General features: G+C 33.2%; 12 protein-coding genes. All 12 read right to left on the bottom strand.

What is annotated here, in order from left to right; all coding sequences use genetic code 11:
• Positions 1-10: 10 nt before the first annotated feature.
• Entirely contained in the window at positions 11-1789 is a 1779-nt protein-coding gene (locus J2S15_RS17640) for an N-acetylmuramoyl-L-alanine amidase (protein ID WP_307410850.1), read from the bottom strand.
• Positions 1790-1973: 184 nt separating this feature from the next.
• A complete protein-coding gene (locus J2S15_RS17635) occupies positions 1974-2168 on the bottom strand; it encodes a YwbE family protein (protein WP_307410847.1) in 195 nt (64 codons plus the stop codon).
• A complete protein-coding gene (locus tag J2S15_RS17630; protein WP_307410844.1) occupies positions 2168-3541 on the bottom strand; it encodes a DEAD/DEAH box helicase in 1374 nt (457 codons plus the stop codon). The genes J2S15_RS17635 and J2S15_RS17630 overlap by 1 nt, the downstream gene beginning before the upstream one ends.
• Before the next feature lie 143 nt (positions 3542-3684).
• The gene (locus tag J2S15_RS17625; protein WP_307410841.1) at positions 3685-4104 is read right to left on the bottom strand and encodes a VOC family protein; all 420 of its coding nucleotides are present in this window, start codon (positions 4102-4104) and stop codon (positions 3685-3687) included.
• Between the two features lie 35 nt (positions 4105-4139).
• Positions 4140-5459: a 23S rRNA (uracil(1939)-C(5))-methyltransferase RlmD gene (gene rlmD / locus J2S15_RS17620; RefSeq protein ID WP_307410838.1), complete on the bottom strand. Its 1320-nt coding sequence runs from the start codon at positions 5457-5459 to the stop codon at positions 4140-4142.
• A 20-nt stretch (positions 5460-5479) separates the two neighbouring features.
• Positions 5480-6112 carry a hypothetical protein gene (locus tag J2S15_RS17615; protein WP_307410836.1) on the bottom strand — a complete coding sequence of 211 codons (633 nt, stop codon included), beginning with the start codon at positions 6110-6112 and terminating at the stop codon, positions 5480-5482.
• A 42-nt stretch (positions 6113-6154) separates the two neighbouring features.
• Complete coding sequence (gatB, locus tag J2S15_RS17610; RefSeq protein WP_307410833.1) at positions 6155-7579, bottom strand: Asp-tRNA(Asn)/Glu-tRNA(Gln) amidotransferase subunit GatB; 1425 nt, start codon at positions 7577-7579, stop codon at positions 6155-6157.
• Positions 7579-8994, bottom strand: a complete 1416-nt coding sequence (locus J2S15_RS17605; protein WP_307410831.1) for an amidase family protein — start codon at positions 8992-8994, stop codon at positions 7579-7581. Before J2S15_RS17605 ends, gatB begins: the two co-directional genes overlap by 1 nt.
• Complete coding sequence (gene gatC, locus J2S15_RS17600) at positions 8994-9287, bottom strand: Asp-tRNA(Asn)/Glu-tRNA(Gln) amidotransferase subunit GatC (RefSeq protein ID WP_307410828.1); 294 nt, start codon at positions 9285-9287, stop codon at positions 8994-8996. The genes J2S15_RS17605 and gatC overlap by 1 nt, the downstream gene beginning before the upstream one ends.
• 11 nt (positions 9288-9298) lie before the next feature.
• On the bottom strand, positions 9299-10405 hold the full coding sequence (locus J2S15_RS17595) for a CamS family sex pheromone protein (RefSeq protein ID WP_307410826.1): 1107 nt from the start codon (positions 10403-10405) through the stop codon (positions 9299-9301).
• Positions 10395-12380, bottom strand: a complete 1986-nt coding sequence (gene ligA / locus J2S15_RS17590; RefSeq protein ID WP_307410823.1) for an NAD-dependent DNA ligase LigA — start codon at positions 12378-12380, stop codon at positions 10395-10397. The genes J2S15_RS17595 and ligA overlap by 11 nt, the downstream gene beginning before the upstream one ends.
• 12 nt (positions 12381-12392) lie before the next feature.
• Positions 12393-14573, bottom strand: a complete 2181-nt coding sequence (locus J2S15_RS17585) for an ATP-dependent helicase (RefSeq protein ID WP_307410820.1) — start codon at positions 14571-14573, stop codon at positions 12393-12395.
• Between the last annotated feature and the right edge of the window lie 79 nt (positions 14574-14652).

Below are 14652 nucleotides of genomic sequence, written 5' to 3'. Positions count from 1 at the left end.
TTATCTCCCACTAAAATCCACTGATTGTACCCATGATATAGGCTTTAATCTTTAAGTAATCAACAGAAGATACCTTACTGTCATTACTAACATCTGCTGCTTTCTTTTGGCTAGCAGTTAAAACTTTTGTCTCCATAATTTGAGCCTTAACAAACAGGTAATCTGCCGAAGTGACTTTTCCATCACCATTGACATCACCTTTTACTACAAAAATAACTTTAGCTGTTTTTCCACCAACTGTAATTTTTGCAACTTGACCAGTAGTGGCTAAATTTGTTAAAGCAACTGCTGTTGAATCCTTTGTGACTGTCATTGATATTCCTGAATTTGTTGTTTTCCATTTATCCAAAGTACTTTGTAATGTTGTTCCATCTTTAAATCCATAGACATAACCACCATCAAATGTGTAACCGTTAGCCTTTAATACAGCTTGAAGTTCTTCGGAAATTTGTGTATCTCCAGTTTCTTCATTAGTTGCTTGATTTTCTGCTACTATTTTATCATATTCTGTTTTTACAAGTGCCATATACGAAGTCCAACCAAGAGAACCCTTGGTTCCTGCTATCATATTGCTAGGACAGTTCTTTCCTGACCAATCTTTATGTTGACGTACTGCAGTTGCAGGAAGATTATTCTCATACAACAATCTTGCTGTAAGATATGCAGCATTTTTCTCAGCTGTCGCATAGTTACCATCAGAATTTTCACAAATCTCAATAGCAATAGTTGCACTATTTCCAATATTCGTTCCATCCCCTGCATGATAAGCAACTTCATTCATAGGCACACTTTGATATATTTCTTTATTATCCACGGTATAGTGCCATGATATCCATGTACGACTATCATTAATTTGTCCGTTTGCATGTGCTGCAGCATTCGCACCATACCCTGAGTTTCCAGTGTTATGAATTGTTATATACTGAGGTTTCATCGCAATACCTGTACGCTTATCTTCACGTACGGGCATGATTTTTTGATAAATTGGTATTCCTCTTATATTACTAACTGATAAAGAAGCCTTCGTTCCATTAAATCTACCATAGTTAGTAGATAAAAATGTATCATTTGGTTTGTATTGAGGTGATATCCAAACTTTAGTACCATCTGCTTTTACAACCTCAATCAACTCCAAGGAAACCCTAGTAACTGTATAAGTACCAGGGGCTAATGTATCACTTCTTTGAAAAGCTGAAGCAACAAAAGGATGATTGTATGTTTCGGCAGTTCTTGTTAATGTAAATTTCTCGGAAATAGTAAGATATTCTCTACAATAATAAGCATCTGTTACCAACAAATAATCCCCCAATGCTGGTACATAATAATATTTATTTACACCACCACCATTTTTCCATGTAACTTTAAGTGAAGTAGCTAAAAACACTTTTTTATCACTCGCTCTAACAATATAAAAACTACCATTACGTTGATATCCACCATAAAATTCTCTTAACAAAGGATTTCCAACATACCAGTCTTCAAACCCTTCTCCATGGTCATGAGTATCAACAACATAATCGTTCTCATCTAATCCAGTCTCCAAATCATCATTGTCAGCGTTATCATTTGATTCGTCTTGTGATGGTTCATCAACTACTGGAACTTCTTCAGTGTTTATTTCCCCTGTATCTTCTCCACCGTCTTGTTGAACATTATTTAGGTTCTCAGCGTCGTCCCCAAGTTCACCATTTTCCAGTGGATCATCTTCTGTTGCATAAGCATTGAAATTACCAATTGATGATAAAGTAAACATCATTGCTAAAGCAATCAAAAAAAATCTTTTCTTCATACTTATTCCCCTCTCTATGAATCAATACATTATAACCTTACCATATTAAAATTGAATTATAAAGATTTTTATTAATTCAATTACTATATATTAGTGACATATAATAATTATTTACAATAAGAAAAAACAGCTAATTTTAATATTGTAAAACTAACTGTTTCTACGTCTTTATTTGAATTATTTATTATTCAATAATTTGGATTACTCTTCCAACAATTCCACTTTCAAGTCGAACTTTAATACCATGAGGGTGACTTGATGAATTTGTAAGTATTTGAGACACAATACCTCTAGTTCTTTTCTTACTTCTTTGATCCTGTTTTTGAATAACTTCAACCTCTAAGCCAACATAAATACTATTTCTTGCTCTATGTCCCATCAGTTTCCTTTCTTAATACTTGAATATCTTGCCTGTTTCTTTTTATAAGACTTTTTCTTATTTGGCTTTGATTGTGAACTGCTTTGGTCAAACTTATCTTTTTTATATGTTTTTTTACGTTTGAAATTCTTTTTATCAAAACTCTTCTTTCTTTTTCCTTTATGTTTTTTTACAGGTTGCTTATCTTCATCTGCTTTAATTACTTTTTTTACTCTCTTTTCTTTCTTTACTTTTTCACTCTTATCAATTAAAGGATATTTATCGTTATCTAAGACTTCAATTTTCATTTTAATTAGCTTCTCAATATCTTTTAATAAAGGAATTTCCTGATAACTACAGTATGAAATAGCCATTCCCGAATTCCCTGCTCGCCCTGTTCTACCAATACGATGAACATAACTTTCCGCTTGTTCAGGTAAATCATAATTAATAACATACTTCAGATCATTAATATCAATTCCTCGTGATGCTATATCAGTTGCAATAAGGGCATCTATTTCCCCCATTTTAAATAACTTTAATGCAATTTGTCGTGCATTTTGCGATTTGTCTCCATGAATTGCTTTGGCTTTTATATTACGTTTTGCCAAATCACGCATCAGTTTATCTGAGCCTCTTTTAGTGCGTGTAAATATCAGAACTTGTTCATGTTTGTGTTCACGAATAAAATCTTTTAATAAATCAACTTTATGATTTCTATCTACATAACATACTTTTTGATCAATTGTATCAACAGTAGAAGAAACAGGAGTAATCGAAACTTTAACTGGATCATGTAGTAATTTATTAACAATTGTATTAATTTCCTTTGGCATCGTTGCTGAAAATAATAGTGTTTGCTTTTCCTTTGGAACTAACTTTATTATTTTATTTATATCATGAATAAATCCCATATCTAGCATACGATCTGCTTCATCTAGGATAAATATCTCAATCATTGAAATATCAATATACCCCTGATTAATTAAATCTATTAATCTTCCAGGTGTGGCTACAAGAATATCAACTCCTGCAGTAATTTGCTTTACTTGTTTTGACTGATTTACACCGCCAAAAATCACAGCTGATTTTAATGATAAATATTTCCCATAAATTGCAAAACTTTCTTGCACCTGAATTGCTAACTCTCTTGTGGGTGTTAATACTAAAGAACGAATGACACCAGTTTTTATTAACTGATTATTAAGTTGTTGTAGTGTTGGAATAGCAAATGCAGCGGTTTTACCACTTCCTGTTTGAGCTAACCCTAATATATCCTTATTCGCTAACGCACTTGGTATTGTCATTTCTTGTATTTGAGTAGCTTCTTGATATCCCTGCTCCTCTAGTACTTTTTGTATTTTTTCATCTATTCCTAATTTATTAAACTTCATTTTTTACCTATATCTTTCAATCTGATTTTCATTATTCATAAAAAAAGAGCGTTCATACCACTCTTTCAATTTATCTTTGTTTGAATGTCATAACTTACATATATTAATATGAATGTAAGAAAAAGTAAACATATTTCGTTAAATTAAGCAATTTGTGCTGAAAGTACCCATGTAAATCCATACTTATCTTTCACCATACCACTAACACTGCTATCATGAGGTGCAGGATTTCTTTCTAATCTACTGATTGACTCACCTTCTTCAGCAAGGATATCAAATGCATATTGTGCAGTATCTACTGAATCACAATAAACATGAATATTAATTGCTGAACCTTTATCTACTGGCCAAATCGCATCTGCACCGCTAACGCCACCACTCTCAGTAAGCATTACAAAACCATGCATAATTTTATTTAATTGTTCTTTATCCATGTCAGGATAACTGCTTGAAGGTGCATCGCTGTAACGAGCAAGATTAGGTTGTTGTCCATTAAACGCTTTTTGATATAACTTAAATGCTTCTTCACAATCTCCATAAAAACTTAAATATGGCATTATCATAATAGTATCTCCTTTGTTTTCTAATATTACTTTGACTAAAATGCTTTTTTAAGCAACGCAACTGTTTCAACATGATAAGTATTTGGAAACATATCAACAGGTTGAACAATTGAACACTTGTAATTATTTTGCTCAAATTTCTTAATATCTCTTGCAAGTGTTGCAGGATTGCATGAAACATAAACAACTCGATCGGGTTCCATTCTTACAATACTCATAATCGTTACATCATCACATCCTTTGCGAGGTGGGTCCACTACTACAACTTCAGGATGTTTTCCTTCTTTTTGAAGTGTATTCGCATAAGTTCCTGCATCGCTACATACAAATTCAACATTCTCAATATTATTAAGCTTTGCACTTTCTTTTGCATTCTTTATCGCATCTTCTATTATTTCAATTCCAATTACTTGTTTTGCATGTTTCGCTAAAAATAATGTAATCGTACCTACTCCACAATACAAGTCAATTACAGTATCATTCTTACTTATCTTTGCATACTCTAATGCTTTTCCATAAAGAACTTCTGTCTGTTTTGGATTCACTTGATAAAATGATTTTGCTGCAATGTTAAACTTCATATCATCTAGTCGATCTTGAATTACTGAATGACCATGTAACAGATATTCTTCACTTCCTAAGATAACATTATCATTTCGTCTATTAATATTTAATATAATACTCTCAATATCCATATCTTTCGTCAATTGTGTAATGTAATTCTTTAACTCACTTCTATTATCCTTATTTGCTATAAAAACAAGCATTAACTGATTTGTTGCGAACGCATGCTTAATTAAAATATGACGAAGTGATTTTGAAAAAGATTGTGAAGATAATCCAGACTTTAAATACTGATATAATTGATTGATTTTATCACTTTGGATTGGACATCTATTAATACTGATAATATCATTCGAATGTAAACGATAGAATCCCATAGCAAATGCTGGTTCATCAGTAAGTGGAAATTGCGCCTTATTACGATATGCCAATTGATCACCGTTCAAAACATGATTTACTTCAATATTCAATTTTCCTATGTGACTCATATTATTTGCAACTATTTGTTGTTTGAATCTTGATTGTTCATCCATATCCATATGTTGCAGTTGACATCCACCACATTTACCATAATACTCACAGAATGGTGTAGTTCGATTTTTTGACACCTCGATAACTTCTATTAACTTTCCATATCCATAGTTTTTCTTTAATTTTAAAACTTTAAGTTTTATAGTCTCACCAACAATTACTTCACGAATAAAGAATGCAAAACCATCAATCTTTACAATCCCCAATCCGTCATGTGTATAGTCAACACATGTTCCAGTCAATATATCATTCTTTTTCATACACAATAACAAAAGCCGGACTATTGTCCAGCTTTCTCTCCTTCTGAAGGATTATTAGTTACATCATTAACCACTTCTTGGTCAATTGGCTGTGAAGGTTTATTCTTTACAGGATCTTCAGCAGATGCATTCTTCGTTAAAATCATGTAGTTATATCCTTCACGATTTTCATCAGTTGGAATGTAATTATATACATGAATTTCTAAATCATACATCTTTATTGTTTTATCGCCATCTTTTTTATTAGTGAAATAAGTTGCAACTGGCAACACGGCTTCTACTTTTGCATATGCATCATTAACATAAGCTTCAACCTGTTCCATATTCATACTATCTAACACATTAATATTCACTCGCAAAGTGGCACTTTTCAAATTCACTTCTACTGATTCAATATCTGCGGAAACAAAGGAGTTCTCTAAACTAGTTAGTTGCTCTTCTGAGATGGCTGGATCAAGTTGATCTTTGAATCTATCTCCAACAACTGGTTCACCTTTTGTTTCAAGTGATGTCAATAATATCCAAGCTAAGATAGCAAGAGGAACAATAATTACTAAAAGCGTAAAACGTAGTAACCAATTTGGTCGACGTTTATTATCATTCGATTTCTTACCTTTACTATTTGGTTTAAGTTTTTTCATATTTATGGCCATTACACTACTCCTTATAAGGTCAAATAACTCTAGTCTATTGTACTACCTTTTTTTTAATTCCTCAACTATTAACTTATTTGTCATTGCTGGATTTGCTTGGCCTTTCGATAATTTCATTACCTGACCAACTAAAAAACCAACTGCTCTATCTTTTCCATTTTTATAATCTTCAATTGATTGTGGATTCGCAGATAGAACATCATTGATTAATGTGATGATTGCACCTTCATCACTCAGTTGTTCCATTCCTTTTTCCTTAACCACTGTTTTTGTCTGTTTTCCAAGAACAATTTCTTCAAACACTTCTTTTGCTTGCTTTCCTGAAATTTCTTTTTGAGTTACCATATTAATCATAATCGCTAACTCTTCAGGAAGTAACTGTAATTTTGTTACATTTAATGAATTTTTGTTCAAATATCCATTTAATTCAACCAAAACCCAGTTAGCAGCTAATTTGTACTCACTTGTATGTTCAACTACTTCATTATAGAAATCAGATAACTCTTTATTACTGATTAACTGTTGGGCATCATAATCATTAAGACCATATTTATTCATATAAAGTTCTTTACGCTGTTGTGGTAATTGCGCAAGATTACTTGTGATATTATCAATAAATGCTTGTTCTAATTGAATTGGGAAAATATTAGGCTCTGGAAAATATTTATAATCAACATTCCCTTCCTTCTTCCTCATCATAATTGTCTGTCTTGCACTTTCATCATAGCGAAGCGTTGCCTGTGCAACAACACCTCCAGATAATAGAATTTTATTTTGACGCTCAATTTCATACTCAATTGCTTTTTGAACATTATTAATTGAGTTTAAGTTTTTAATTTCACTCTTTGCACCTAGTATATCGCTGCCATATGGACGTAATGAAATATTCACATCACATCGTAAAGAACCTTCTTCCATCTTTACATCACTTACTCCTAAGTAATATAAAATATTTCTGACTTCCTCTACATATGCAGCTGCTTCTTTTCCAGTTCGCATATCTGGTTCAGTTACAATTTCAATCAGAGGCGTTCCTGCACGATTAAAATCTAAATAAGAACCATCCACATGGTGAAATTGTTTCGCAGTATCTTCTTCCATATGAATACGGTTAATTCGAATATCTTTTTCTACACCATCCACATTAATTTTAATCGTTCCGTTTTTTCCAATTGGGTAAAACTGTTGAGTAATTTGATAACCTTTTGGTAAATCTGAATAGTAATAGTTCTTACGGTCAAACTTAACAAGTGGATCTATTTCACAATTTAAAGCACTACAAGCCTTGATTGCGCTTGCGACTGCTTCTTTATTAACACAAGGTAAAACTCCTGGCATACCCAAGTCTATTTCATTTGTACAGGTATTTGGCTTTTGAGCAAAACCCACTGGTGCACCTGAAAACATTTTTGTGTTTGTTTTTAGTTCACAGTGAATTTCGATTCCGATAATTACTTCAAAATTCATTACTCACAAACCTCCTTACATACATCATCCTGAGCACAGATTTCTTCAATTGCTTTTGCGACTGATAAAACCGTAACTTCATCAAATGCCTTTCCTAACAGATTAACTGCTATTGGCATATTTTCCACCATATCGCTAGGAACTGTAATTGAAGGATATCCACTAAAATTACCTAATAACATATGATTTTCAGCAACCAAATGAGTTGCACTTAATTTATCACCAAATGAATCTTCTGGATATGGCGCAATACTACCTGCTGCACTAGCAAGTAAAATATCACATTGTTCCAGTTTTTCATCAAGATGTTCTACAATTTTACGACGTACACGTTGTGCTTTTCTAAAAATCTTTTCTTGATTCTCAACAAACAAAGAATAAGAACCAATAACAAAACGTTTACGTACTTCACTACTGAATCCTTTGGTACGTGAATTAATCATAATTGATGTTAGATCATCACCTTCTTCTCTCATGCCAAAACGAATTCCATCTAAATTAGAGTGATTTGCAGTAGCTTCGGCATTAGAAATTACATAATATGTTGGTAATAATGTATTCATAAGGTCTTGATCAAATTCAACTGACACAACCTTTGCACCTTTTTCCTCCAGTTTTTTAACTAAAGCGTCAAATGAAGAAGTAATTGCTTCATTTTGAATTGCACTTTGTACATTTTGAATGATCCCAATCGTTTTTCCATTCAAATCACTATTTAATAATTCTTTGTAGTTCTCTACTGGGCGATTTGATGATGTCATATCATGATCATCTCTTCCTGAAAGAACTTCCAAAGCAATTGCAGCGTCCTCTACATTCGTTGTAAATAATCCAACATGGTCAAGGCTTGATGCATATGGAATAATTCCATAACGTGAAATACGCCCATAAGTTGGTTTTAACCCAATCACACCACAATAAGCTGCAGGTTTACGTACACTATCTCCTGTATCTGTACCAATCGCTAATGGAGCCAATCCAGCAGCTACAAGAGCAGCACTTCCTCCACTACTTCCACCAGTAATTCGTTTCAAATCCCATGGGTTGTTAACTTTTCCTGTATAGGCATTTAAATTTGTTCCACCCATACCCAGTTCATCCATACTTGCCTTCGCCATAAAAACTGCTCCAGCATCTCTTAGTTTCTTTACTATTGTTGCATCATAAACTGGCACATAGTTATCCAAGATTCGACTTGATGCAGTTGTACGTGTCCCTTTTGTATTTATGTTATCTTTCAAAATAACAGGAACATTTTTTAATAATGCTGTATCTTCAACATGATAATCTTTCAGTTGCTCATCAACATTACAAAATGTTACAACCGCATTTAATTTATCTTGTGATTTATGAATTTTTTCATCTACTTCTTTGATAAAAGATATATCACGATTATTACAATCTTTAATTCTCATTACCCTACCACCTTAGGAACAATGATTTGTCCTTCTTTTACTTCTGGTGCATTTTTAAGTGCATCCTCCTGACTTAATACATTACTTACCTCATCTTCACGCAAATATGCTGTTGGCGTTTCAAATGGATAAATCATTTCTTCAACATCCGTTGTATCAATTTTGTTTAAAAGATCCATCTGTTGAAGCAAAACCTCAAAGTCATTTTGCAAACTAGCTGCTTCTTCATCGTTTAAGTCCAGCATAATTTGGTTTGCCAGTTTCTTAAAATATTCTTTTGTATATAGTTCCATTATCTTCTCCCTTAATAAGTAATTACAGTAACATCTTTTGAGTTCTTTTCACGCTTCAACATTGCAATCGGTTCGTCATTATTAAGAATTGTTACTTTTATTTCATAGTCATCACTATCAAATGTACCCATCAGATCATTCATCCGCTGTACGATTGCAGATATTTCAGTATACGTTACTGCCTGTGCAGTTATTGTGATTTCCAAACTATCCAATCGATCATCTACAAATTTACCTTTTCCAACAATTCCAGTGTCATTTGGAATAATCATTTGTAATTCTTTCTTTACCGCATTAAATTGTTGTGCAGTTACAGAGTCAAGTTCTGTAGTACGATCACTTGGAAAAATTGTCCATTCTTCTTTAATCTTAGAAATTGATATATTATCTTTTCCATATCCTTCCCCAATAAATCTACCAGGAAGTGTTAAATCACTTGAATCATTGTCATATAACATAATATAAATAGGAGTTGAATTTCCTACTTCTGGTTTCTTTCTTAAGAAACTGATTAACTTCATTGCCTGTTCTGAACCATATTGAAATAAGGTATCATCACTGATTGTATGAGTAGTTCCACCATTATCAGTAATTGTTGACTGCATTACAATACATACAGAAATTCCATCAACTTCATCACTATCTGCTGATTTCTTAAAATTAAGTTCATAAATGTCAACAATTGGAACCGTATTATCACCAACGGTAATTTCCGAAGAACCAGAAATTTTAAACTGACTATCCTTTTTAGGGTTTAGACCATAACTGTTTTCTTCACTTTCTCTACCTAATAGTACTTCTTTATCATTTATATCAACACTCTGTAACTCTCTTCTTGAAATCAATTGACCTTCTGTCAAATAATATGAGTCTACGGAATAATGTTGTTTGGAATATTCCATTAATCCCTTGCCAACTTCCAAACTGCTGGCACCAAGATTAAAATTAGCATGTGTTAATCGTGTATTACTGCTTGACTGTGAAGTTATAATTCGATAATCGCCTTCTGATACTGCATCAGAAACAATCGCTTTATCTTCATCGCTGGTATCACTGCCACTTCCACAAGCACTCACTAATAATACAAGGCAAAAAAACCATATCAGTTTATTCTTCATATTTAGAAACCTCCTCTAAAAATTCTTCCTCATTCATTAAAGCAACACCTAAATTCTGAGCTTTCTCTAACTTAGAACCAGCAGCTTCTCCATGAATTAATATATCCGTCTTTTTGGAAACACTGCCACTGACATTTGCTCCAAATCTCTCCAAGATTTCTTTTGCTTCATTTCTTCCCATCTGTGATAACGTACCAGTAATCACTACTGTCTTTCCACTAAAGAATGTTTCAATAGATTCTATCGTATCACTATTCATTCGCAGTCCAAATGAACGAAGTTGTTCAATCAGATGAATGTTCTTTTCTTCCTGAAAGAAATCAACAACTGATATTGCACTGATTTCACCAATATCTTTGATTTGTGTTAATTCTTCAACATCTGCCTGCATTAATTTATCCATAGTTGAAAAGTGTTTAGCCAATACTTTTGCAGCTTTCTTTCCAATATGTTTAATTCCCATTCCATAAACTAAATCCTCCAGTGGATTTTGCTTACTTATTTCTATCGCTGATAATAATTTATCAACGGATACTTCTTTAAAACCTTCCAGTTCAATCAAATCATCTCTTCGCTTCTCCAGTAAATAAATATCTTCAATTGTATTTAAGAATCCATTTTCATGAAGAAATTCTACTCTTTTATCACCCAAGGTATCAATATTCATTGCATCTCTTGATGCAAAATGAATCATACTTTCAATTACTCTTGCTGGACAATCAATATTGATGCAGTAGTGAGCAGATTCATCTGGGAATCTTACAAGTTCACTATGACATACTGGACAGATTGTAGGAAATACATAAGGTTTCGATCCTTCTTCTCTTCTTTCAGGAATTGAGCGAACAACCTCAGGAATAATATCTCCTGCTTTTCTAACAACAACCATATCATTGATACGAATATCTTTGCTCACAATAAAATCTTCATTGTGTAATTGTGCTGCCTGAACTTTTGTACCTGCAACTCGAACCTGTTCCAACACTGCATTCGGCGTAATTTTCCCTGTTCTACCAACCGTTAAAACGATATCTGTTAATTTGGTAATTACTTCCTCTGCTGGAAACTTATAAGCAATCGCCCATTTAGGGGTTTTTACAGTAGTTCCTAATTCCTGTTGTTGCGCTAAATTGTTTACTTTAATTACAATTCCATCTATTTCATAAGGAAGTTCATGACGTTCTTCACTCATCTTTTGAATGTAATCCCATATCTCTTCAGCTGTTGAACATTTTTTATACAAAGGATTTACTTTAAATCCATTTTCCTTGAAAAAGATAAGTGCTTCTTCATGTGATTTAATAAAATCTAAATCCACTGCCAACTGATACCAGAAACCATCAAGGTTACGGCTGGCAACAATCGCTGTATTCAACTGACGAATTGTTCCTGCAGCAGCATTTCTTGGATTCGCAAACAGTTCTTCTCCATCTTTTACTCGCTGTTCATTTAATGCATTGAATGATTTCTTCGGCATAAACACTTCACCACGAAGTTCCAGTTCACCTTTGTAATCAATTTGCATCGGAATTGAGCGAATCATCCGGATATTGTCACTGACATCCTCACCAGTAACACCATCTCCTCTGGTAACCGCCTGTATAAACTCACCATTGTTATAGGTAAGAGACATTGCTAAACCATCAATCTTAAGTTCTACAATATATTGCGCATCCTTGAATTCTGTTTTTACTTTTCGATCAAACTCTTTTAAATCATCAAGGTTGTAAGCATTCCCCAGTGAAAACATCTGACGCTTATGAACCACTTTATTAAATCCTTCCAACACTCTTCCACCAACTCTTTGAGTTGGTGAATTCTTGTCAAAAAATTCAGGATGTTCATTTTCCAGTTCCTGTAATTCCTGCATATAACGATCATATTCCTGATCACTTAATGATGGATTATCTAATACATAATATTCATAACCAAGCTGATGTAATAATTTCCTTAACTCTTCAATTCTTTCTTTCATAAATACTGACTCCTATTTCTTTGAAATCATACGGTGAGTTGCTGATAATTTCTTAATTCCAAAACGTTTGTCAAACGCAATTGTTGCAACTCCATCCTTTAATGATATAACCACTCCATCACCAAATGCCTCATGGGTAACCAAATCACCTTTGCGAATCGATCCCTTTTTCTTAGATGTAGGCATCTGCATTTTTGTACTACCATCACCACCAACGTTTCTACTTTGTGTAGATTGTGACTTTGGTTTTTCTGAATAGGAAGTAAACACTTCCCCTTCCTTATTAAGAACATCATCGCCTAATTCCTTAATAAATCGTGATGCACTCTTCATACGCTGTGTTACATAAGAATAACCAGCCGAACTCGTTAAGAACAAACGCTTCTTCGCTCTTGTGAACGCTACATAAGCAAGTCTGCGCTCTTCCTCAAGTGCATGACGTCCGCCTTCATTAACACTACGTTCATTTGGGAATATGCCTTCACAAACGCTGTAAACAAAGACACAGTCAAACTCTAATCCTTTTGCAGCATGAACACTCATTAACTGCAGACTGTCATTAAACTCTTCATCTTGCGTATCTGTATAAAGAGCAATCATCTGTAAGTAATCATCTAAAGATCCTTCTGGATTGTTTTCTTCGTAAGATTCAATATCATGAATCAACTCATTAATATTCTCCATACGTTCGGTTTCATTAGCAACTTCCAACATTTTAAAATAGCCACTATCTTCCAGTAGTTTTCTCAATACAATTGAAATTGCATATTCTTTTTGCTCAATACGATACTTTTGAATTAATGTAACAAACTCATCAATACTCTTCTGCGTTTTTCCCTTTGCAACTGCATGGTTGCAAAGTACATCAAAATAATCTTCCTGATTTGCCTGTGCCAACAAATCCAATGTTTCCATTGTCTTTGGTCCTGCACCACGTTTAGGAACATTTAAAATTCTTTTTACTGCCAGTTCACTCATACTTCGTGAATCTGTAATCATTAATCTTAAGTAAGATAATGCATCTTTAATTTCTGCACGTTCAAAGAACTTAATCCCACCATAAATACGATATGGAATATGTGCATCTAATAATACCTTCTCCAGGTTTCTTGATAAATAGTTAGAACGATACAAAATAGCAATTTCATGCAGAGGAACTCCTTCTGCTTTTAAATCTACTATTTTTCTGGCAATCCAAAGGGCCTCATAGCGCTCATCCTGACTTTCATAGAAGCAAATTTTACTGTCTTCTTCATTATTTGTAAATAAATCTTTATCAACACGATTCTGATTATGCTTAATTAGTGTATTAGTACCCTGTAGAATACTCTTTGTGGAACGATAGTTTTCATTAAGTATAATACTTTCACACCCTTTGAAATCTTTTTCAAAGTTCATGATAATATCAACCTTTGCTCCACGCCATGTATAAATCGTTTGGTCTGGATCACCAACTACACATAAAAATGCAGTTGGACTAGTAATATTTTTGATAATTCCATACTGAATTTCATCTACATCCTGAAACTCATCTACATGAATATAATCATAGCGGTCCTGCCACTTTTCTCTTACTTCAGCATTCTCTTTAAATAAACGATATACAAAAATTAACAGATCATCAAAATCAAGAGCCTGCATATCATTTAACTTCTTTTCATATTCCAGATACACATTCGCCATTAATTTCTCAAATTCATAAGAAACCATATCCAAAGCTTTTTGTGCTGGAATAAATGCACATTTATTATTGGAAATATATCCTAATGCCTGTGCATAAGATAATGTCTTGATTTCTACGTTCAATTTCTTGTATATTTCTCTTAAAATTGACTTCTGATCATCGCTATCTAAAATCACAAAATTCTGAGGATAATTAAAATGACGAATTTCTTCGCGTAAAATCCTAACACAAAGAGAGTGAATTGTAGATATCATAACTCCACTTCTGTTTACCTGAAGTATGTTCTCTACCCTTACCTTCATCTCATTGGCTGCTTTATTTGTGAAAGTGATTGCCAGTATCCGATATGGAGCAATACCTAACTCCTCAATCAGATATGCAATCCTTGTTGTTATTACTCTGGTTTTACCACTACCAGCACCTGCAACTACACGCAAGTGACGGTCTGTAGTGATTACCGCTTCTTTTTGTTTTTCATTTAGTCCATCTAGTAAATTCAATGTTTTCACCTCAATGTTCTTATTATACTATAATTTCAATTATAATATTCGTAAAATATAGAGATTTTTTCTAAAAAATGATATATAA

Origin of the sequence: Breznakia pachnodae (assembly GCF_030814225.1) — a bacterium.
Taxonomy (GTDB): Bacteria; Bacillota_I; Bacilli_A; order Erysipelotrichales; family Erysipelotrichaceae; genus Breznakia; species Breznakia pachnodae.
This window is presented reverse-complemented; position numbering and strand designations above follow the sequence as displayed.

What these genes read in the sequence shown, in the direction of transcription:
- J2S15_RS17640 (WP_307410850.1), bottom strand. Translation starts at nt 1,789, where the DNA reads ATGAAGAAAAGATTTTTTTTGATTGCTTTAGCAATGATGTTTACTTTA.
- J2S15_RS17635 (WP_307410847.1), bottom strand. Translation starts at nt 2,168, where the DNA reads ATGGGACATAGAGCAAGAAATAGTATTTATGTTGGCTTAGAGGTTGAA.
- J2S15_RS17630 (WP_307410844.1), bottom strand. Translation starts at nt 3,541, where the DNA reads ATGAAGTTTAATAAATTAGGAATAGATGAAAAAATACAAAAAGTACTA.
- J2S15_RS17625 (WP_307410841.1), bottom strand. Translation starts at nt 4,104, where the DNA reads ATGATAATGCCATATTTAAGTTTTTATGGAGATTGTGAAGAAGCATTT.
- rlmD (WP_307410838.1), bottom strand. Translation starts at nt 5,459, where the DNA reads ATGAAAAAGAATGATATATTGACTGGAACATGTGTTGACTATACACAT.
- J2S15_RS17615 (WP_307410836.1), bottom strand. Translation starts at nt 6,112, where the DNA reads ATGGCCATAAATATGAAAAAACTTAAACCAAATAGTAAAGGTAAGAAA.
- gatB (WP_307410833.1), bottom strand. Translation starts at nt 7,579, where the DNA reads ATGAATTTTGAAGTAATTATCGGAATCGAAATTCACTGTGAACTAAAA.
- J2S15_RS17605 (WP_307410831.1), bottom strand. Translation starts at nt 8,994, where the DNA reads ATGAGAATTAAAGATTGTAATAATCGTGATATATCTTTTATCAAAGAA.
- gatC (WP_307410828.1), bottom strand. Translation starts at nt 9,287, where the DNA reads ATGGAACTATATACAAAAGAATATTTTAAGAAACTGGCAAACCAAATT.
- J2S15_RS17595 (WP_307410826.1), bottom strand. Translation starts at nt 10,405, where the DNA reads ATGAAGAATAAACTGATATGGTTTTTTTGCCTTGTATTATTAGTGAGT.
- ligA (WP_307410823.1), bottom strand. Translation starts at nt 12,380, where the DNA reads ATGAAAGAAAGAATTGAAGAGTTAAGGAAATTATTACATCAGCTTGGT.